Here is a 21,428-nt window from a genome sequence, read left to right on the forward strand (position 1 = left end):
AATGATGAAAACAATCAATAAACTGGCATCATTAGGAACCCTCATCCTGTTCCTGATGCTGACGCTGATGGCTTGTTCTTCCAGTGACGAAGACACTACTGGCGAGTCTCCTGTCAATCCTCCTGCCAATTTTGACTATTCAGAATATCTGCAGCCAGGCACTGATGAGATTCCCGATTGGATGACGGCAGACGACCTTTATCATAGTTATGAACAGACTATGAGTGTTCAGGTCACGTTGCAGAATGCCTTACAGCCCTATCTCTCGGCCGACGACAAGATGTGCGTTACTGTCAATGACGAGATTCGTGCGGTGTGTCTTTCGCCCCGTTATACACATGGTGAATGGATTTACTCGTTGGTCATCGCTGGTAGTGGCAATGACAAGTTCTTGTCGTTAAGCTATTACTGCAGTAAACTCAAGCGTACCTATACGATGGAACGCTGGATGGTATTCAGTCAGTCCGCCATGCCTACTGAAGTGAATGGCCGTCCCTATGTGGTCTCCTTTTTTAGAGAAAAGAATTAACAACTAAATTGATGAATATGATGAAACAGTTTTTGTATTTTGGTCTCTTGGCAGTCGCTCTTTGCGGATGTACCAAAGATAAAGATTTATTTACGCCGAAGGAAGTGATGACCGACGATCAGCGTGTGTCTTATGCAGAGCTTATGCTGGGCATCAGTATCGATAAGAACCAGAACTGGGCGCTGACTGAGAAATATCAGGTTGTGGTTACTGCAGATGCACAGCTCGATGATATCTCTAAGGTGTGCATCCTGAGTGACGACCCCTTCCTCTCGTCTGCTCATGTGCTGGCTTCTGTGCCTGCCACTTCGGGTAAGGATGTTCGGTTGGAGTTTCGTACACCATTGGCTGATAAGTTGCTTCATGCAGCTTGTATCAATAATAAGGGCGATATACAAACCGTAGCGTTTGTTGCCGGTACCGATAGTGTGCGCTTTGTCAAACAGCCCACTGTTACCGTCAGCGACAGTCGTGCTATGCGGCGCAGTCAGCGAGTTGACGAAGTGGTTACAGTCAACGACGATCTGTTGTATATTCCCTGGAATCGTCCCGATTATCCAGAACTGCAACAGGAGGCCTTGCTCTTCGTACCTAAGCAGTTTCCAGAGGGACAAACCAGCAATCTTCCACAGGTTGCGGCTCTGAACAATCATTCACTCCAGACCGACTGGGTGGGTGGTCAGGTCACCATGACTTTCTTGGGCGGACGTGCTAATAATACCACTACCCATATAGGATATCATATTTATCCCATCGACGATCCTTCCAATGTTCAGACCTATATCATCGATGACCGTTTCAATGCCGGAAGCGACGACCCGTTGGAAAACTATATGTTCGATGAGACAAAGAATCCTACCAACTACTCCGGACAGAAAGTGGCACTGGTATGGCGCGATCATACCGGAAATCTGAAGAATGCTCTTCCTCCCGACATGCAAGTTGATTTCTTCGTGGTGGTTGACGGTAAGAACCTGAGCAACGCCCCCCTGCGTGTCACAGTCTATTCCGTGAACGGCCGCACCTACCTTTCGTGCGAGGATGGAAGCGACAATTCTTTCAACGACAAGATGTTCTATATCGAAGAAGGCATCAATATCGCTCCAGAGGCTCCTGAAGTCACGTCTCATCCCGTTCAGTCTCAGGTGTGGACATACGCTTGGGAAGACAAGGATAGGGGCGATTACGATATGAACGACTGTGTGATCAGGGTGGAAGAGAATCCTGTCGATCCATCTAAACTCATTGTTACCCTTCTCGCGGTAGGAGCTCATCGCGATTTGCAACTTTGCTTTGCTGCCGACAATTCCGATGTCTTTGGCTATGAACTGCACGATGTGCTCGGCGCTCAGCGTAGTACCCTCGTCAATACCTCACAACAGGATACTGCCCCAGTCACCGTTTCTTGTGTGAAACCGGCCGGCTTCGATTTCCAGACCAATGCGTTCGTGCTGGTGGTAAAATATCCTGCCGATGAGGCTGAAGACTATGGTAAGGAAACCTACACCGTTTCTCTCCCCACCACCGGACAGGATCCGCACGCAGTAGCTATTCCCGGCAACTGGGCTTGGCCAAAGGAAAAGGTGTCTATCATCTCTGCCTATCCTAAGTTCCGTGAATGGGCGCAGGATGTTACCAATCAGGACGCTTTCGACTGGTATCTCCATCCCGCCGAAGGAAAAACCATTCGTATAGAATAAAGAATCAAAATATTTCATTACATGAGACCTTTTGCTTTTTTTGTAGCAGCCCTGCTTGCTATTGCTCCTGTTCCGATGTCGGCTCAGTCGGGTGCTTCCGCAGTTAAGAAAATCGGATTCATTGGCGATAGCTATGTGCGCAATCATCGTGAACCTGTTGAGAATACCTGGCACTATAAGTTTGCCAAGAAGCACGGTATGGAGTATTATAACTATGGTCGTAATGGCAACTGCATTGCCCTCGACCTGAAACAGTGGGGAACGGGAATGTATCAGCGCTATAAGGACATGCGCGATGACTTAGACTATATCGTGGTGATTGCAGGCCATAACGATGCCTCTCGTGGCCGTCTCGACTCCATCGGCATCGACACTTTCAAGCAGCGCTTGTCCGTTCTCTGCGAAGGTCTCATTGAGAAATATCCTCATGGAAAGATTTTCTTTTTCACCCCTTGGGCATGCGATGATTTTGTGGGCAGTCCACGTCAGCGTGTTGTCGATGCGATGATTGAAGTGGTGGGCAGCTATGGCATTCCTGTTTTCGATGCTGCCCGCCATAGCAATATCTTTGTAAGGAGCGAGCAGTTCCGAAAAATCTACTTTCAGGGAGGCAAAGGCACCGATACCGCCCATCTGAACAGTCGCGGCCACGATCGCTTCCTGCCCGTAGCCGAACACTTCCTGATGCAGTATATCGGACAATAGGCCTTATCCTTACTTTATAGAAGTCAATGTTCAGCGTTAAACTTATGAAAAACGTTGTTCCTTATGTCCATTTTCCGTAATTTTGCACTTCAAAATCGATTAAACGAGCAAATATTATGACTCAACAACAGGATATCCAGAATGCTATTGAAGTGATGCGAAAGGGTGGGGTGATCCTTTATCCTACCGACACCGTGTGGGGAATTGGCTGTGATGCCACCAATGCCGAGGCTGTGAAGCGAGTGTATGAAATCAAACAGCGTGACGACTCGAAGGCACTCATTTGTCTGGTAGATAGCGATGCCCGTTTGCAACGCTATGTACGTAATGTTCCCGAAGTGGCCTGGCAACTCATCGACTGTCAGCCTGAGCGCCCTACCACCCTGATTCTTGATGGGGCTGTCAATCTGGCTCCCAACCTCATTGCCGAAGATGGTAGCATTGGTATCCGTATCACCAACGAGTCTTTCTCTAAAGAACTCTGCTATCGCTTCCAGAAAGCCATTGTCTCTACATCTGCCAATATCAGTGGCGAGCCTGCTGCTCAGAACTATCGTGATATTGACCAGCGTATTCTCGATGCAGTTGATTATGTTTGCTGGACCCGTCGTCAGGAGCATCAGCCCCATCAGCCATCCAGCATTATCCGTCTGCGCCCTGATGGTCAGGTAGAGATTATCAGAAAGTAAGAAGCTTTTTTTTGTAGAGCAAGTGAGATATTAGGAGTTTTGAAGTACGCACTTTTTTTCGATATCGACGGCACACTGGTGAGTTTTGATACCCATCAGATTCCCGCTTCTACTATTTTTGCTCTTACACAAGCCAAAGCCAACGGCCATCGTGTGTTCATTGCCACGGGCCGTCCTATCCAGATTCTTACCAATATTGGTGCCATCGAACATTTGGTCGATGGCTATATCACCACCAACGGCGCCCACTGTTTTGTGGGCGATGAAGTGGTGTGTACCAATGCTATTGCCCAGCAGGATGTGGATATCATGCTCGACGATGCCCGCCGCTACGACTATTCGTGTGTAGTGGCCAGCACCACCCAGTTCGCCGTGTATAATCCCCATCCCGATTTCGATCAGATTTTTATTCAGCAGTTGGCCGTTGAAGGATTGAATGCCGACTGCATGAACCTCGAAAAGGCACTCACCGAACCCATTCTTCAGTTCTCTCCCTTTTTCGATATTGAGCACGAACAGCAGCTGATGCCTCGCTTGTCGGGTTGCATCTCCGGTCGCTGGCATCCCGCCTTTACCGATATTACAGCCCGTGGTACCGACAAAGGCAGCGCCCTTCACAAAATGGCCCGTCACTTAGGAATAGACATGGCCCATACCATAGCCTTTGGCGATGGTGGTAACGACCTTACCATGATTCGTGAGGCTGGCATAGGCGTAGCCATGGGCAATGCCAACGATCTCCTTAAACAGCATGCCGACCACATCACCACCTCCGTCGATGACAACGGCATTCTGCAAGCCTTCCGTCATTTCGGAATTATTTAACGACCTGCTGAAGCCTTCCGTCATCTCGGGAATATTTTAGGTCTGCTGAAGCTTTCCGTCATTTCGGAAGCGTTAAACCACTCTTACTGTAATGAACTATCCTTAACACCATTTAAAGTCATGACTGAAGACCAACTTTCTGCAAAGAGGAAATTTGCCGGGGAGAAGAAAGCCTCGATGAAGCGTCGTGATGAGCAACACGACTATAAGGAACGGCGTATGTATATGATCACCCTGGAAGTGGAAGGGCGCCGCCCGCTCTTTGGCCGTCTTGTAGGCAATCCTTTTGCTGAACGGGGAAGCAAGGACGCTCCCCGCATAGAGCTGACAGAATTGGGCAAGGCCGTTCGAGTATCGCGGCGGCTCACCGACAGTGAGATAGCAGCCGAGGTAGGCCGATACATGGCGATGGCTAAAGAGGGAACGGTGCTGGTGTCGCCTGCTGTCTCTCCTGGCGAGAAGCGTGTGATGCGTACGGCTTTCGATGCCGGATTGCCTACCATCGTAATTGTTGAGAATGGTTTTACCCCGTTGTCGAAACCACATGGGGAGCAGTTTGAAGCCTGTGCGAAAGGCAGGTTGTTGATGCTTTCGCCTTGGGAGCACCATAATGAGAAACGGAAGCTTACTGCCGAGCAATGCAGGCAGATGAACCTGATGGCTTTGGAATTGTGTGAATAAAAATGTGGCGACCTATCCTCGCGGACGGGTCGCCACTTTATTTAATCAATTAACATTATTCTTTTTTTTTGCACCATCCTCTCTCGGATGTTTGTGTAATTCAATTTGAAAACTAATTGATGTAAGAGCAGTATCAAAGATACTTATTCTTCTGCGTCATCCCAAATGTCGAAATGACGGCTTTCGGCCTCACCGGCATCAGTTGTTGTTTCCTCTTGACTGATGGTCAGCGTTGATGTAGCCATTAAATTATCCAACTCACCATTGCAGATACTTGATGTTGGTGTGATATATTCTTTTTTCATATTAGTATCCTCCTTTCAAATTACTTAATAATAACTTTTTTGCCACTTACAATGTACAGGCCCTTCTGAGGAGCAGCCACGCGGCGTCCCTGCAAGTCAAAGAAGTCGCTGTTCAGCATCTTCTCTGCGTTCACGTTAGAAATGCCCGTTGTGGTATCATCATTGAATACGAATGTCATTTCGCGAGCACCGGCAGGAATGTCACTTGCCAGCAGATAGGCCTTACCGGCAGGAACGGTGCTTGCTGCTGTTACCTTAATGAACTTGCCCTCCTTCAGGATGTATGCTTCGTCAGCTGCTACGGGAGTAGCCTCCACGGCAGCCTTAAGATAGTTGGTACCTGTGTAAGCGGCATCTAACTTCACGGGGATGGTATAGGTGGCGTTAGCAATACCTTTCAGAACTACGCCCTGATTGCCAGGCATCTCGTCAACACTTGTCATCACCACTTTATCCTGCTGAATTTCTGTTACAGCATAAGCCACCAGTTCACCTTCAGTTACGGTAGCTTTTGTGAAGTCCAGACCGTAGGCACTTGAAAGGGTAGAGTAGCCAGAAGAGGCGATTGTTCCAGAGAGAGATTCGGGCACTTTCTTGATTAATACATAGTCAAAGTCCTCAGACTGGTTAGTCTTTACTTCACCACTATTTGCGCCGTTGATATATAAGTCGGATGTTTCTTTGTCTAATGTAAAGAAAGCAGACTTAACACCTGTTGTCTTGTCATCATTGCTTGTTCCAACAGAAACAATTTGATCATTGGTTGACTGACGGATACCAAGAGAACGCCTGTTTGCTGCAGTAATGTTGACAGTAAACTGATACGTACCTGCAGGTAATTTCCCTACTGAAATACCACGGTCTCTTGCATTTTGTGCAGCTACATAGCCAGAACCTCCGTTAGAATATGAGTAGTTTGTTCCTGCTGCAGCTTCTGCTTCCTGGAAGAAAACAACATCTTCGGCAATAGTGCTATAGGTTACAGACTTCTCTATCACCTGTCCGTCTGTAAATTCTCCACCTTCACCAAATGTTGTAGTATTGTCAGCTTTATAATACTTTCCACCATCCAACACATACATAGGATAAGCATAACTCCAAGCATGCACTTTCGCATCGGTTTCTACGAGAGGAGTTGTAACCAATACGGGGGCGTTTGTTCCTATGGTAGTAGTTACTTTCAGAGTTGCTGTGAGAGGAGCACGAACAGGAACGTTCAATACGTTGCTTGCAGCTTCTGCAACCAATGTCATAGTTGGTGCCTCTGCGGCAGTAATAAGATAGTGCTTGTCCTCATAACCAGCCTCTGTACCGTCAACAGCGATATCAGCGGTGATTTCCTGGCCAACCACACCTTCACCTTCAACAGACTTAACCAGATTTTCGCCAAGTTTGTAGTTGATGGTATAGCCAACATTAGTAACATCTTGAGCAGTCTGGGTGATTTTTACTGACTTCAACTGCTCTTTATTGGTTGTTTTAACACCGCCACCTTTTTTATATCCAAATGCTACGGTGGTATAGTCAGCGCTAGTTAAAGTTACATTAGAAGCACTTGCATAGGTTTTAGTACCATCCTCAGACTTAATGGTAAATGTAGTGAGTTTGTTTTCTGCAGTATTAATCTCAGCCTCAATCTTCAACCATGTTGAAATTGTAACATCAACACGATAGCTACCTGCTGTAAATGTAGTTACGGAACCAAGATTGCTCAATCCAGTAAAAACATATCCATGCGTTTTGTCTTGGTCGTTCTGAGCAACTACAATATTTCCGAATCGGAAATAGCTACCATTACCATCAGAAAAATAACGTCCAGTACTCGAAGCTGCTCTCCATACAGCAGTAACATTAATGATAGCATTAGCTATTGGTGAAATGGTTTTTGATGTTTCATAACCGCCATTGCCACCAGATATTGTAACTATACCATCGGCAAGAGTTGGAGAACCACCAGCTGTCCATTCTTCAACCTTCTCTGCTGTCCATGCTACATCTCCTGTACCATACTCAAGAAGTGTTGTGGTGGTTTGTGCAAAAGCATTTTGCCCACAAAGTAATACCACTACGGCAAGGAGCGTTTTAGTCAATAGTTTTTTAATTTCCATAATTGCTTTGTTTAAATTAGTATATTATTATATGTAGTTTCTTTTTGGAAAGGTGAGAACACAAGATTGTGTATCTCAATCATATAAATATAGGTTCGCATACCTATGTTTTAAACATTTGTTCGTTTTGGCAAAAGTACATATTATTGGTATAATTACCAAAATAAAATGGAGAAAAATGCTCTTTCTTGCCGTTTTTGGGGTCCTAAATATCAAAAAACATAGTTATAGACATTCAATTATTATCCATTTTCTGAACTTTTTAAATGCAGGGTTAGAGTGGCTGAAACAAATTATAGCTATAATTACAAAAATTATAGCCATAATTGCGAGAATTATAGCTATAATTTGTTGTAGCAGTGAAACTACTGACTTCCTTTTAACGAAGAATTGCTATGTAGTTTGATGTCCTTTCAAGATTAATGGGCGCCATATACCTCGATGTCGCCGATGCGAACATAACCGTCGCTGCCGCCATTGGTGACATTCACTCTAACGAAACGGGCTTCGACAGGAGTGATACTGGCGTCGGTGACGGGAGAAATGTTCTGTGTGTGGGAGCCAACAGTAGTCCAGGTTTCGCCGTCGAGACTAACCTCGACTGTGAAATCGCGGGTGTTGAGCTCGGCATCCAAACCGGAAGCCTCGGCATGGCGCACCACATAACGGCTAATCTGGTAGGGCTCCTTGAAGTCTAACTGTACCCAACCGGTGCCGTCGGTAGTGCTTGAAATCCAAATATAACCCTCAGAGGGAGAACCGTCGGCAGCGAGTCTGGCATTCGACTTGGCTGGCGATGTGGTAATCGCCATATCCTGTAGCATGGTGAGGTTGAACGGCAAGTGGTGTGCCTCGTTGTAGTAGCTGAACCAGTGGTCGGCACGTACGATTTTTACATTGCCGGGAGCTTGAGCGTCCAGCTTATTGGGCAATTCAACAAGTTTGTCGGGTCCTACATCCCACACCGAGACCTGACCAGTTACGAACACTGGTGCACTACCGTCGTAGTTCTGGATATCACGGCCAAACAGTCCGGCAACCTCGTCAACAGTACCCTTGTAACAGGGATAGAGTGGGGTGATGGTAAGCCAATTGTTCAATACCTTGGTGGATAGTCGGCTGCCTTGCTCATAGTCGTTGATAGTAAGTCCGTAGAGATAAGGACAGTTTTCGGCATACGACTTGCGTTGGGCATCGCTAAGATTATCCCAGATGGTGATGATACGCAGACCGCTCTTCTCCAAATAGCGCTGAGTGAGCTGAGCATACGGTGTAAGCAGTTTGGCATTGTACGAAGGGGCATAATAGACTCGGCCAAGAGCATCATAGGGCATGGCATAGCCCAAACCTGATGGACCACTGACAAAACAGTCGTTGGTAGAAGCCTTGCGATAATAGTAGTTCAGCATCATAGGTGAGAAATCGGCCAGTGCCGGACTCACGGTCCAGTTCATGGCCATTCTGCCACGGCCCGACTGTTCAAAAATCTTGGCCATAGCATGCTGAATATACTGGATGTTGTCACCGTCGCTGATATAGACCGATGCATATACCTTGTTTTCCAACTTAGGACGCTTGGGTACAGGAGCTATCTTTACAGGCTTGTTTACTGCCGAATAAACGGTGGTGTTCTCAAAGAAATCGGCAGGAACGGTGGAAAGACCGTACCTGGTGGCTTCGCCCACACCAGAGCGCTCCTCGGCATACCAGCCTAATACGATGTCACGACCAGGTGTCAAGTCTTTGAGCATCTTGTCGAGCACCTGCCGTTCGCTGGCGTTGCGGGGGTCGAGCCATACGCAGGCAGAACCGCAGGCAGCACCGATGTCATGAACATAGGGGATAGTGGGGCGCTCGCTGATGAGCAGACGGTGGTTGCAGCGGCTCCAATAGTTGTTGTAAAGATAGTTGTAAACACCTTGCGCATTGGTATAGGTGAGCTGGGTGAGATCCTCTACAACAGGAAATTCCAGACCATTGGCCTCCAGTTTTGACTTAATGGCAGCCGTTACAGGCAGCAGACGGTCCAGTCCGGCAATGGTGACGGCAAGGTTGGCGTAGTGCTCGCTGCGCTCATTGCTGTATAGCACCAGACCCTTGATCTCTTCCTGAAACAGTTTCACCAGATTGTAAGGCGTGGAAGAAGGAATGGGCGAGGTGCGGATGCTATGGGCCGAAGGCCAGGTGGTTTGTGGCTCCTCGTTGTGATTATATAGAAGAATACGCGGCTGTGAGCGGTTTACAATGCCCTGTAGGGTGCAGAACATCACACGTTCCTCATCGCTCAGCGCGGCAGCGCTCATATCCAATGATCTGACCACTGAGGCTGGGGGAAGGAGGTGGGGCAGCAGACGGTCTTCGGGCCAGCAGAGCTCGTCGGCCTCAAGAATACGAATACCTTTACTGTTGAGATTGAAGGTAGAGTCGGCAAATACAATCTTTTCCACCTCGTTAACCTCAGTACGTACTACAGCACCGTTGGTAAGTTTGGTAATCATCGTGGCGGGTTGCTGAGCCATGAGTTGTGTGGCTCCAAGGAGTGCAACGGCTGATAGGATAATTTTTTTCATTTTGAAAAAGTATAATGTTAGGAGAGTGGAAAACTATAGTTTGATTTTTGTGGAGAAATTGCCTATCTTAACGATAAAGATGCCTGAGCCTAAGGTAGCGCGGTTCAAACGCAGTTCGCCATTCTGAATGGGAGGAACAGGCAGACTACGGCCATCGAGGGAGTACACAGAGACCTTTGCACCCTGCGGAATGCCTTGAAGGAGTGCACCGCGGTCCTGTAGGATGAAGGTGAAGCCTTTCACCTCGTTGATGCTTGCCTGGTCGGAAGCATCACCAAACAGAATTTCGGCAATATCGCTGATTTCGAACTCTATAGCATCCGACGAGCTGGGCTTGATGATCAGTTTGCCGTCGGAAATGGTGACAACGGGTTTTGTCTCAAAGCGTACGGCTGAGGTACCGCCATTCAGCGTTTTCACCAACAGACCCTGACCGCCTTCTTCAATAGTAAGAAACTGGATTTGCTTTAAGTCGGCCACACGGGTTGGGGTGGTCGTTCCGTCCTTCTTCAGTACCTTGATGACCTTCTCTTGAGCCTGGCCCGACAAGATACCGAGGAATAGGGTTACAATAACAAAAATTTTTCTCATATACAGTTTTTAGATTTAGTTGCGTAATATGAAATAAGGTGAATCTTGGGATTCTTTTATCATCGTTTTGCAAGCAAAAATACATAATTAATCTCAAACGGGATGCAAGAAACTGGTAAAAACAAAGTGGCAGGAAGCAGTTTGAACAGATTTTTTCCTTGTTTGGTCAGAATGAGTTATTATTGAACAGTCAGGATGCCTTGATTTATGTCTTTTGTTTGTTGATAATGGATTAAAAACTTTATTCTTCATTCTTCAATTATCGATTTTTTTTGTATCTTTGCCCCATTCATGGATACAACGGTTGACACAGGGTATAGTTCTTGGTTTGTAAGGTTGAACCAATGGCGAAAGAAGAATATCAGCGAGAAAATGTTTGTGCTGATATTGGCATTCTTTGTAGGATTATTTTCTGCTGTAGCCGCTTTCATCCTTCACTGGATTATCAATCAGATTGTTTCTCTGCTGACCAGTCAGTTTAATGCCGACTCGTACAACTGGCTCTATCTGGTATATCCTGTGGTGGGTATCTATCTTACCTCCCTCTTCATCCGCTTTGTGGTGAAGGACGATATCTCTCACGGTATCACCCGTATTCTTTATGCAATTTCATCGAACAAGTCGAGACTGAAGACGCACAACACGTGGTCGTCGGTCATTGCATCGGCCATCACTATCGGCTTTGGCGGTTCGGTGGGTGCCGAGGCGCCTATCGTGCTGACAGGATCGGCCATAGGCTCGAACTTGGGCCAACTGTTCAGAATGGACAGTCGTACGCTGATGCTGTTGGTGGGCTGTGGCGCTGCGGGTGCCATAGCCGGTATCTTCAAGGCGCCGATAGCAGGACTGGTGTTTACGCTCGAGGTGCTGATGATTGATATGACGATGACCTCGCTGCTGCCTATCCTGGTGAGTTGTGTGACGGCGACATGCATCACCTATATATTTAGTGGTGACGCAGCCCTGTTCACGTTCCATCTGGACAACGACTGGACGGTGGAGCGCGTGCCCGCCTGTATTCTGTTGGGAATGTTCTGCGGTATGGTGAGCCTGTACTTTATCCGTACCATGAGCTTTGCCGAAGGCATCTTTGCCCGGTTCAGAGACAAACCCTACGTGAAACTCGCCATTGGTGGCGCCGTGCTGAGTCTGCTGATATTCCTGTTTCCGTCGCTGTATGGTGAGGGCTATAGTTCCATCAACCTGTTGTTGAACGGAAAAACCGAGGCCGACTGGTATCAGATACTGAACAACTCGCCATTCTCAGGTCATCCCAATGTGTTTATCTCCTATATAGCCTTTGTGCTGCTGCTGAAAGTGTTTGCCACTTCGGCAACGAATGGCGGCGGCGGTTGTGGCGGTACATTTGCTCCGTCACTGTTCATAGGCTGTTTTGCCGGATTCCTTTTCTCCCACTTGTGGAACGTCTATGACGTGGGCGTATATGTGCCAGAGAAGAATTTCGCGTTGATGGGAATGGCTGGTGTGATGTCGGGCGTGATGCACGCTCCGCTCACGGGTATCTTCCTGATAGCCGAACTTACGGGCGGTTATAATCTGTTCCTGCCGCTGATGATTGTATCGGTGAGCAGTTATCTGACCATCAACCTGTTTGAACCTCACAGTATCTATAGTTCGCGACTGGCCAAGGAGGGTAAACTGATTACGCACCATACTGACCATGCTGTGCTGACGCTGATGCAGTTGGACTCGGTGATTGAACGCGACTTTGAGGCTGTGGCTCCAGATGTGGAACTGGGAAAGATAGTACATGTAATCAGTCGTTCGCGCAGTAGCGTGTTGCCGGTATTGGATGCTGGTGGAACGCTGTTGGGCGAGATAGACATAACGAAGATAAGACATGTGGTGTTCAGAATCGAACTGTATCATCATTTCAAGGCATCGCAACTGATGCAGGCACCGGCAGCGATGCTGACAAACAATTCGACGATGACCGACGTGATGCGCACATTTGACCGCACCCATGCCGACTGGCTGCCCGTGGTGGATATTGAGCATCGGCTGCAGGGGTATATATCACGTCAGCGTCTGTATATGCAATACAGAAAGATGGTGGCCGACATGAGTGAAGAGTAAAAAGGAAGTATGAAGAAAGAAGACTTGAGAATCATATTCATGGGTACGCCCGAGTTTGCTGTGGAAACCCTGAAAGCTCTTGTAGAGAATCAATATAATGTGGTGGCTGTGGTGACCCAGCCCGACAAGCCTGTTGGCCGTCATCAGAATGAAGTGCAGGCATCGGAAGTAAAGAAATATGCTTTGCAGCAAGGACTCCCTGTGCTGCAGCCGGAGAAGATGAAGGACCCGCAGTTTGTTGAGCAATTGCGTTCCTATCAGGCCAATCTGCAAGTGGTGGTGGCTTTCCGCATGTTGCCAGAGGTAGTATGGGCCATGCCTGAGTATGGTACTTTCAATGTACATGCTGCCCTGTTGCCTCAATATCGTGGCGCGGCTCCCATCAACTGGGCCGTTATTAATGGTGAGACCATGACCGGCGTCACAACCTTCTTCCTTGATCATGATATTGACACGGGGCGTATCATCATGCAATTGCCTTTCGCCATTCCTGACGATGCGAATGTGGAATATGTCTATGACGGACTGATGCATCTTGGCGCAGAAATCTGTTTGCAGACCCTCGACAGAATCATCGCCGCCAACGGACACCCCGAGAGCTATGAACAACTAGGAGATGAGAGTTCAGAGTTGAGAGGTATGATTGGTTCTGCTAATGATAAGCTTCTCAACGAAGAGTCTAATCATACCTCTCATCTCTCATCTCTCACCTCTCAATTCTTAAAGCCTGCTCCAAAACTTTTCAAGGAGACCTGTCAGATCAACTGGAACCAGCCGGCCAAGAAGGTGTACGACTTTGTGCGCGGATTGAGCCCATATCCCGGTGCATGGACCAACATAAAGATGGCGGATGGCAAGACCACGGTGCTGAAGGTGTTCAAGACAACAAAGACCGAGCGCCAAACCACAGGACCAGTAGGGCAGGTGATAGCAGAAAAGAAACACCTCTATATAGCTTGCGCCGACAGACTGCTTGAGATTAACGAGTTGCAATTGTCTGGCAAAAAACGTATGGATGCACAGGCTTTCCTGAACGGAATGAAAGAATTTGAAAATATTTCTGTTGAATAGTATAATAATTTGTAGGCAAGAGCGTTTTAAAAACAGAAGTAAACAATTAAATGCTTATGCCTATGCAAATATTTACTCACGAAGAAAGAAACCCAAGTGAAAAGGTGTTGAAGTTTATTAAAGAATTAGCTTATACCTACAGAGTGTCTAACGGTCAGGCGTACTGCTTGAACTAGTGGGTAGTGTAGAGTGTAGAGTGGATAGTGTAGAGTTTGCTACCGCTATATGAACTCTCACCTCTCAGTTCTCACCTCTCAGTTCTGAATTATCAATTGTCAATTATCAATTATCAATTGTCAATTCCCTAAAATGGCAATAGTATCTCCTTCCTTGCTTGCTGCCGACTTCCTGCATCTCGACCGCGAGATAGAAATGATTAATCGCAGTGAGGCCGATTGGCTTCACCTTGATGTGATGGACGGCTCGTTTGTTCCCAACATCTCTTTCGGATTCCCCGTGATGGAAGCCGTGGCTTCGGCTTGTAAAAAACCACTCGACGTGCATTATATGATTGTAGGTCCCGAACGCTATATTCAGCAGACCGCTCGTTTGGGCGCTATGATGATGAATGTGCACTATGAGGCGTGCACCCATCTGCATCGCACCATACAGGAAATTCATGATGCAGGGATGAAAGCCGGCGTTACCTTGAATCCGGCTACTCCGGTTTGTTTGCTGGAGGATATTATTGATGATGTGGACATGGTACTGCTGATGAGCGTGAATCCTGGCTTTGGCGGACAGAAATTTATTGATACGATTCTGAAAAAGACCCGCCAGTTGCGCCAGATGATAGATGTTCATGGAAGTAAGGCGCTGATAGAAATTGACGGTGGGGTGCAACAACAAACGGCACCGCTGTTGGTACAGGCCGGTGCCGATGTGCTGGTGGCTGGAAGTTATGTGTTCAGAAGTTCTAGACCCGAAGATACAATTCAGGAACTGAAGAGACTCTGAACATCCTACACCTTATTAATTATATATATGCGAATTACACAACTCGTTAGGTTCGTGTAATTCGTGGTCGTATTACAGTTGTAGGGCCAATTCGATATTGTGTTCTTTTGCCATGCGGCGAAGGTTAAACAACGCATAGCGCATACGTCCCAATGAGGTGTTGATGCTGACACCTGTGAGTTCAGCTATCTCCTTGAACGACAGCTGCTGGTAGAAACGCATATAGACAACCTCGCGCTGAGGGGCGGGGAGAGCGTTCATCATCTTCTTGACGTCACAGAGTACCTGCTCGTTGACCAACTCGGTTTCACGATAAGTATCTAAAATGTCTGAACAGCGAAGATTGTTTAAGTCGTTCTCGGCATTTGGTTCTACGATATGCTCATTGCGCTGCGCTCTGTACCAGTCCATAATCACATTGTGGGCAATGCGAGTTACCCAGAACTGGAACTTGCCGCTATCGGTGTACTGCTGCTGCTGAAGTTTGGTAATCACCTTTACGAAGGTCTCCTGGAATATATCGTCAGCAGTATCGTGATCGCGAACCACGAACATAATATAAGTAAACAATTTCTCTTGAGTGCGAACTAATAGCTCGTCGAATGCTTTATTGTCACCTCCGGCATAGAGTAATGCCAACTGCTCGTCGGTCACTCCTTCAAATTTCTTCATATTATTCTTTAAGTTTTGTTATGAAGTAAATTTCTTTCGATAGGCAATAAAGATTTAAAAATTGAGTTATTAATACATTTATCGGCTGCAAAAATAGGTAAATTTCATCTAACTTCCAAACTTTTCAATAAAAAAATGTCTTTTTGTCAATAATATGTACTAATTTTGCATTCGCTTAAACAAAAACATATATTGTAGATATGGAAATCAAAATTACCTTTCCCGACGGATCTGTTCGCTCGTATGAGCAGGGCGTAACGGGACTTGAGATTGCCGAAAGCATTTCACCGGCTTTGGCACGCAGCGTATTGGCCTGTGGCGTAAATGGTGAAACTGTGGAATTGAACCGTCCTATCAATGAGGACGCCAAAATCGAACTTTACAAGTGGGATGACGAGCAGGGTAAGCACACATTCTGGCATACCAGTGCCCACCTCTTGGCTGAAGCATTGCAGGAGTTGTATCCTGGCATTCAGTTCGGTTTCGGTCCTGCCGTTGAAAGCGGTTTCTTCTATGATGTGCTGCTGCCAGGTGGCGAGAGCATCAAAGAGAGCGACTTCCCCAAGATTGAACAGAAGATGAAGGAACTGGCTTCCAAGAAAGAGCCCGTTGTTCGCAAAGAGGTGGCTAAGGCCGATGCTCTGAAAGAGTTTGCCGCCGATGGTCAGACCTATAAGTGCGAGCATATTGAGCAGGATTTGGAAGACGGTACCATCACTACCTATACACAGGGTAACTTTACCGACCTGTGCCGTGGCCCGCACCTCGTTGATACAGGCGAGATCAAGGCTGTGAAGCTGACCAGCGTGGCTGGTGCTTTCTGGCGTGGCGATGCTACCCGTGAGCAGATGCAGCGCCTGTATGGTATCTCCTTCCCCAAGAAGAAGATGCTCGATGAGTATCTGGTGATGCTGGAAGAGGCTAAGAAGCGCGACCATCGCAAGATTGGTAAGGAGATGGAACTCTTCATGTTCTCTGATAAAGTTGGTAAGGGTCTGCCCATCTGGTTGCCAAAGGGTACCGAACTTCGTCTGCGCTTGCAGGATCACCTGCGTAAGGTGCAGAAGCGTTTCGGATATCAGGAGGTAATCACTCCACATATCGGTTCGAAGAACCTTTACGTGACCTCTGGCCACTATGCTCACTATGGCAAGGATTCGTTCCAGCCTATTCATACTCCTGAAGAGGATGAAGAGTACATGCTGAAACCAATGAACTGTCCTCACCACTGCGAGATTTTCGCTTGGAAACCCCGTTCATATCGTGACCTGCCTCTGCGTATTGCAGAATTTGGCACTGTTTACCGTTATGAGCAGAGCGGTGAGCTGCACGGTCTCACACGCGTGCGTTCATTTACTCAAGATGATGCCCACCTGTTCTGTCGTCCTGACCAGGTGAAGCAGGAGTTCCTGAACGTGATGGATATTATCAATATCGTGCTCAGCGCTTTCGGCTTCGACTTTGAAGCACAGATTTCATTGCGCGATCCTAACGACCACGACAAGTATGTAGGTACCGACGAAGACTGGGCTCTGGCTGAGAAGGCTATTGTGGAGGCTTGTCAGGAGAAGGGCCTGCCCGCAAAGGTTGAGTATGGTGAGGCCGCTTTTTATGGTCCTAAGCTCGACTTCATGATTAAGGATGCTATCGGTCGTCGCTGGCAGTTGGGTACTATCCAGGTTGACTACAACCTGCCTAAGCGCTTCCAGTTGGAATATACCGACGAGGACAACCAGAAGAAGACACCTGTGATGATTCACCGTGCTCCCTTCGGTTCGATGGAACGCTTCACGGCTGTGCTTATCGAGCATACCAGCGGTCATTTCCCACTCTGGCTCACACCCGATCAGGTGGCTATCCTTCCTCTGTCGGAGAAATACAACGACTATGCGAAGAAAGTGCTGAAGCAATTTGATCTGCAGGGTGTTCGTGGTTCTATCGACCTGCGTAATGAGAAACTGGGCCGTAAGATTCGCGACAATGAGTTGAAACGTATTCCTTATATGGTTATCGTAGGTGAGAAAGAAGAGGCTGAAGGACTTGTTTCTATGCGTCAGCAGGGTGGCGGCGAACAGGCTACCATGACCATTCAGGAATTCATCGATAAGGTGAATGCTGAGGTTAAAGAGCAGACGAAGAACTTCTAAGCAATATTTATATTAGTGACGGAAAGGCTGAATATGGAAGCCTTTCCGTCTTTTTATTAGATACACTCAGCCTTTCGTATAGATTACTTCCTCCTTTCGTATAGATTGATTCCTTCTTTTAAATAGGGCTCCTTTCCACACTGATTTAATATGATGAGTATTGTTGATATATTGTTCCTCTCAGTGGCATTGGCTATGGACTGTTTCACAGTCTCTATTGTCAGTGGTGTGTTGCTGAAGCAGAAAGTTTGGGCAGTGATGATGCGCACGGCTTTCCTCTTCGGACTCTTCCAGGCGGTAATGCCACTGATAGGGTGGGCTGCCACGAGCGGTTTCCAACGCTATATAGAAGCATACGATCATTGGATAGCCTTCGGACTGTTGGCTTTTCTCGGTATTGGAATGATATGTGAGGCGGGCAAGCCGGAAGAAGAGCATCACTTTAATCCACGAAGTCTGAAAACTCAACTGATGCAGGCGGTGGCTACGAGTATTGATGCTTTGGCTGTAGGCATATCGATGGCGGTGACTGGCTACGAAGAGATGGAGCAGCTTGTGCTGCCTCTGTTCATCATTGGTTTAGGCTCGCTGGTACTGAGTATTGTGGGTTTTCTGTTGGGCATTCGCTTCGGAGCCAGCATCCGTAGAAGACTGAAGCCGGAGTTGCTGGGTGGCACTATCCTGCTCTTTATCGGATGTAAGATTCTCTTCACCCATTTATTGGGAATGTAAACTACCTATTTACCTTGATTATCATTTACCTGTTTTTTTAAAACAGAAACTACTTGTTTGTCTTGAATATAAATTACTAACGACTTATAATAATGAAAAAGTTATTTCTCTTATTGATGCTCTTGCTGCCTCTTAGCGTCGTGGCGCAGAAGGAGACAGTTTGGAAGAATACTAACATGTGGATAGAAAAGGGAGGACGGAAAATTTTCGGTGTGCTACATCATCCTGAAAATGTAAAAGAGAAACTTCCTCTGGTCATCATCTCACATGGCTTTAATGGAACTCATCATTTCGGAAAGAATTATTTTGAACCGTTGGCAGAGATGGGCTATCAGACATTCTCGTTCGATTTCCCCTGTGGCTCTGTGAACAGTCGGAGTGATAATAACACCATGAATATGTCGGTTTTCGATGAGAAGAACGATTTGAAAGTATTGGTGGATCATTTCAGACACATGGATTATGTGGATGCCTCGAAAATCGTACTCATAGGCGAAAGTCAGGGCGGTCTCGTTACGGCTCTGGCGGCTGCTGAACTGCCAAAGGCTGTCAATAAGGTAGTACTTGTCTATCCAGCCCTCTGTATTCCAGATAACTGGAACGAACGCTATCCGAAGGATGAGATGATTCCAGATACCACCTTGGTGTGGAATGTGCCATTGGGAAAACGCTTCTTTCAGGAAGTACGTCCGTTGAAGGTCTTCGACAAGATAGGAAAATACAAGAAACCCGTGCTCATTGTACAGGGTGATAAAGACCCGGTGGTGTCGATGAAGGACTCCGAACATGCAGTAAAACTTTATAAAAAAGCACGCTTGTATGTGATACCAGGAGCAGGTCATGGATTTAACCCCGAGGAACTGAAACAGTCGATAGAACAGATACGGATATTCCTAAATGAAAAATAATTGTAAATAAGATAAAAATAATTGGCCAAAAAGTTTGCTAATTAGCTGAAAAAGCGTAACTTTGCAGCCGATTTTCTTAAAATAGTTAATGAAACCCGACAAAAAACAGAATCAGTACCGCGTAAATGAACAGATACGCGTGCGTGAAGTCCGCATCGTAGGTGAAAGCGGATCTTCAGTAATGCCTACAAAGCAAGCATTGGATATGGCACGCCAGCAAGGCGTTGATCTTGTTGAGATTTCACCAAATGCCAATCCACCAGTATGTCGTCTCATTGACTATTCAAAATTCCTCTACCAGCAGAAGAAACGTGCTAAAGAAATGAAAGCCAAGCAGGTGAAGGTGGAAGTGAAGGAAATTCGCTTCGGACCTCAGACCGATGAGCACGATTATCAGTTCAAACTGAAACATGCAAAGGAATTCCTGGAGGAAGGAAACAAAGTACGTGCATACGTATTCTTCCGTGGACGTTCTATCCTTTTCAAAGAACAGGGTGAAGTCCTGCTGCTCCGCTTCGCAAATGATTTGGAAGAGTTTGGAAAGGTAGAGTCAATGCCTTCTCTCGAAGGAAAGAAAATGTTCCTCTATCTGGCACCTAAAAAGGCCGGTGTGGCAAAGAAGAGTCAGCAGGCTCGTGACCGTGAAGCCAATGAGGCAGAACTCAAAGGAAATACTAAGGCTACAGCTTCAAAGGCTGAGATAGATGTCGAAGACGAGACACCAGCCAATGGCGGTCTTTTCGCAAATGCAAAGATTAGTGCTGATGCACTGAAGAAATTGACAGAAAGCGAAGATTAAGCAGTTTGATGGTTAATACAACCGTTGATTAAGAAGAAAGAAAAAAAGGCGTCGCGCCCGGTATATGCGTAGTCGCCGCTTATTAATAACAATTTTAAATTTTAAAAACAATGCCAAAAGTAAAGACAAACTCCGGTGCTAAGAAGAGATTCTCTTTCACCGGTACAGGTAAGGTTAAGAGACATCACGCTTACCACAGCCACATTCTGACAAAGAAGACCAAGAAGCAGAAGCGTAACTTGGTTGGCTACACCATCGTTGACAACAGCAACATGAAGCAGGTTCGCGACCTGTTGTGTCTCCGTTAATTAACCTATTGTCTAACATTTAAAGTAAAGAAACTATGCCAAGATCAGTAAATCACGTAGCATCACGTGCAAAACGTAAGAGTATTCTGAAACTTACTCGCGGTTACTTTGGAGCCCGCAAGAATGTTTGGACAGTAGCCAAGAACACATGGGAAAAGGGTCTGACCTATGCCTATCGTGATCGCCGCAATAAGAAGCGCAACTTCCGTGCTCTGTGGATTCAGCGTATCAACGCTGCCGCTCGTCTGGAGGGTATGAGCTATTCTAAGCTGATGGGTGCTTTGGCTAAGGCCGACATCGAGATCAACCGCAAGGTGCTCGCCGACCTGGCTCTGAACAATCCCGAAGCATTCAAGGCTATCGTTGCTAAGGTGAAGTAAACAGCTAAGATTCAGATTATCTGAAGTATCAGAATACCTGAGAAATCAGAAAAGCTGAAAGAACAAAAAATGCGAACCAAACGGTTCGCATTTTTTGTTGATGATTATGATTGTTTATGATTCTCGCTTTTCGTTTCTTGTTCCTCGTTTTTTATTTGAGTGATAGTCTAATCATACCTCCCAGTTCTCAGTTCTCAACTCTCAATTCTCAGAACTTCCACCATGGTTTTTTCTTTGGGTGCATTTCCTCGTAGGGAGTGAGAGTAGCACTCTGTACCTCTTCGATAATGAGGTCGTGCCAGGTTTTGTGACGAGTAATCATTCGATAAATGGTGCCCCAGTCGGGGAGACCGCCTAAGTTGCGGTCATCAATCCACATATCTACTTTAAGTTTTCTACTAAAATGCTGGTTGTTCTCCGGTCTTTCTTCAGGGTAGTCGTTGTTGACTGCGTAAAACTCTACGCCATGCTCTCTGCACCAGTTTACAGCAGCTTCCAATAGCTCACCTTCACGTACTGTCCACAAGATAAGCCGATGATGCTCTTTGATGAGCATCTTCAGCGTATCTGTGGCAAATGGTATTTCTGGTCCAATTTCAGGATAGCGATGTTCGACGATTGTACCGTCGAAATCAACTGCAATTGTCATATCTT

At 46.7% G+C, this 21,428-nt stretch carries 21 protein-coding genes; 15 read left to right on the forward strand and 6 right to left on the reverse strand.

Going from position 1 to position 21,428, the window contains the following annotated elements; genetic code table 11:
• The first annotated feature begins 1 nt into the window (after window position 1).
• From L6475_RS04280 to L6475_RS04305, 6 genes are all read left to right on the forward strand, one after another.
• Window positions 2-529 carry a hypothetical protein gene (locus tag L6475_RS04280; RefSeq protein WP_237822825.1) on the forward strand — a complete coding sequence of 176 codons (528 nt, stop codon included), beginning with the start codon at window positions 2-4 and terminating at the stop codon, window positions 527-529.
• A 17-nt stretch (window positions 530-546) separates the two neighbouring features.
• A complete protein-coding gene (locus tag L6475_RS04285) occupies window positions 547-2,229 on the forward strand; it encodes a DUF4842 domain-containing protein (RefSeq protein ID WP_237822827.1) in 1,683 nt (560 codons plus the stop codon).
• A gap of 21 nt (window positions 2,230-2,250) precedes the next feature.
• Window positions 2,251-2,934, forward strand: coding sequence for an SGNH/GDSL hydrolase family protein (locus L6475_RS04290; protein WP_237822829.1), 684 nt, complete (start codon window positions 2,251-2,253; stop codon window positions 2,932-2,934).
• Window positions 2,935-3,050: 116 nt separating this feature from the next.
• The gene (locus L6475_RS04295; RefSeq protein WP_237822831.1) at window positions 3,051-3,623 is read left to right on the forward strand and encodes an L-threonylcarbamoyladenylate synthase; all 573 of its coding nucleotides are present in this window, start codon (window positions 3,051-3,053) and stop codon (window positions 3,621-3,623) included.
• Window positions 3,624-3,662: 39 nt separating this feature from the next.
• Window positions 3,663-4,448, forward strand: coding sequence for a Cof-type HAD-IIB family hydrolase (locus L6475_RS04300; protein WP_237822833.1), 786 nt, complete (start codon window positions 3,663-3,665; stop codon window positions 4,446-4,448).
• Between the two features lie 120 nt (window positions 4,449-4,568).
• The gene (locus L6475_RS04305) at window positions 4,569-5,129 is read left to right on the forward strand and encodes a hypothetical protein (protein ID WP_237822835.1); all 561 of its coding nucleotides are present in this window, start codon (window positions 4,569-4,571) and stop codon (window positions 5,127-5,129) included.
• A gap of 143 nt (window positions 5,130-5,272) precedes the next feature.
• Here L6475_RS04305 and L6475_RS04310 read toward each other — a convergent pair whose 3' ends face one another.
• The 4 genes from L6475_RS04310 to L6475_RS04325 all read right to left on the reverse strand — a co-directional run bounded on the left by L6475_RS04310 (window position 5,273) and on the right by L6475_RS04325 (window position 10,703).
• Window positions 5,273-5,434, reverse strand: a complete 162-nt coding sequence (locus tag L6475_RS04310; protein WP_237822837.1) for a hypothetical protein — start codon at window positions 5,432-5,434, stop codon at window positions 5,273-5,275.
• Window positions 5,435-5,454: 20 nt separating this feature from the next.
• Window positions 5,455-7,542, reverse strand: a complete 2,088-nt coding sequence (locus tag L6475_RS04315) for a hypothetical protein (protein ID WP_237822838.1) — start codon at window positions 7,540-7,542, stop codon at window positions 5,455-5,457.
• Window positions 7,543-7,961: 419 nt separating this feature from the next.
• Window positions 7,962-10,112, reverse strand: a complete 2,151-nt coding sequence (locus L6475_RS04320; protein WP_237822840.1) for a discoidin domain-containing protein — start codon at window positions 10,110-10,112, stop codon at window positions 7,962-7,964.
• A 33-nt stretch (window positions 10,113-10,145) separates the two neighbouring features.
• Window positions 10,146-10,703 (reverse strand): hypothetical protein, encoded by a 558-nt coding sequence (locus L6475_RS04325; protein WP_237822842.1) that lies wholly within the window; start codon window positions 10,701-10,703, stop codon window positions 10,146-10,148.
• A gap of 291 nt (window positions 10,704-10,994) precedes the next feature.
• Here L6475_RS04325 and L6475_RS04330 point away from each other — a divergent pair, with 291 nt between their 5' ends.
• The 3 genes from L6475_RS04330 to rpe all read left to right on the forward strand — a co-directional run bounded on the left by L6475_RS04330 (window position 10,995) and on the right by rpe (window position 14,828).
• On the forward strand, window positions 10,995-12,800 hold the full coding sequence (locus L6475_RS04330; protein ID WP_237822844.1) for a chloride channel protein: 1,806 nt from the start codon (window positions 10,995-10,997) through the stop codon (window positions 12,798-12,800).
• A gap of 9 nt (window positions 12,801-12,809) precedes the next feature.
• Window positions 12,810-13,871: a methionyl-tRNA formyltransferase gene (locus L6475_RS04335; protein ID WP_237822846.1), complete on the forward strand. Its 1,062-nt coding sequence runs from the start codon at window positions 12,810-12,812 to the stop codon at window positions 13,869-13,871.
• A gap of 309 nt (window positions 13,872-14,180) precedes the next feature.
• Window positions 14,181-14,828, forward strand: a complete 648-nt coding sequence (gene rpe, locus L6475_RS04340; protein WP_237822848.1) for a ribulose-phosphate 3-epimerase — start codon at window positions 14,181-14,183, stop codon at window positions 14,826-14,828.
• Between the two features lie 72 nt (window positions 14,829-14,900).
• On the opposite strand, the gene L6475_RS04345 is transcribed toward rpe, so the two are convergent.
• Window positions 14,901-15,500, reverse strand: a complete 600-nt coding sequence (locus L6475_RS04345; RefSeq protein ID WP_237822850.1) for an RNA polymerase sigma factor — start codon at window positions 15,498-15,500, stop codon at window positions 14,901-14,903.
• Window positions 15,501-15,700: 200 nt separating this feature from the next.
• Between L6475_RS04345 and thrS the strand changes: the two genes are divergently transcribed.
• The 6 genes from thrS to rplT all read left to right on the forward strand — a co-directional run bounded on the left by thrS (window position 15,701) and on the right by rplT (window position 20,774).
• Window positions 15,701-17,647, forward strand: coding sequence for a threonine--tRNA ligase (gene thrS, locus L6475_RS04350; protein WP_237822852.1), 1,947 nt, complete (start codon window positions 15,701-15,703; stop codon window positions 17,645-17,647).
• A 153-nt stretch (window positions 17,648-17,800) separates the two neighbouring features.
• Window positions 17,801-18,379: a manganese efflux pump MntP family protein gene (locus tag L6475_RS04355; RefSeq protein ID WP_237824008.1), complete on the forward strand. Its 579-nt coding sequence runs from the start codon at window positions 17,801-17,803 to the stop codon at window positions 18,377-18,379.
• A 92-nt stretch (window positions 18,380-18,471) separates the two neighbouring features.
• Window positions 18,472-19,287: an alpha/beta hydrolase gene (locus tag L6475_RS04360; protein ID WP_237822854.1), complete on the forward strand. Its 816-nt coding sequence runs from the start codon at window positions 18,472-18,474 to the stop codon at window positions 19,285-19,287.
• An 88-nt stretch (window positions 19,288-19,375) separates the two neighbouring features.
• A complete protein-coding gene (infC, locus tag L6475_RS04365; RefSeq protein ID WP_237822856.1) occupies window positions 19,376-20,086 on the forward strand; it encodes a translation initiation factor IF-3 in 711 nt (236 codons plus the stop codon).
• A gap of 110 nt (window positions 20,087-20,196) precedes the next feature.
• A complete protein-coding gene (gene rpmI, locus L6475_RS04370) occupies window positions 20,197-20,394 on the forward strand; it encodes a 50S ribosomal protein L35 (protein WP_237822858.1) in 198 nt (65 codons plus the stop codon).
• A gap of 35 nt (window positions 20,395-20,429) precedes the next feature.
• Entirely contained in the window at window positions 20,430-20,774 is a 345-nt protein-coding gene (gene rplT / locus L6475_RS04375) for a 50S ribosomal protein L20 (protein WP_237822860.1), read from the forward strand.
• Window positions 20,775-20,982: 208 nt separating this feature from the next.
• Here the strand turns inward: rplT and L6475_RS04380 are convergent, their stop codons facing one another.
• Window positions 20,983-21,423: a BT0820 family HAD-type phosphatase gene (locus L6475_RS04380; protein ID WP_237822862.1), complete on the reverse strand. Its 441-nt coding sequence runs from the start codon at window positions 21,421-21,423 to the stop codon at window positions 20,983-20,985.
• Window positions 21,424-21,428 lie beyond the last annotated feature (5 nt).

This window comes from Prevotella sp. E9-3, from assembly GCF_022024015.1.
GTDB lineage: Bacteria > Bacteroidota > Bacteroidia > Bacteroidales > Bacteroidaceae > Prevotella.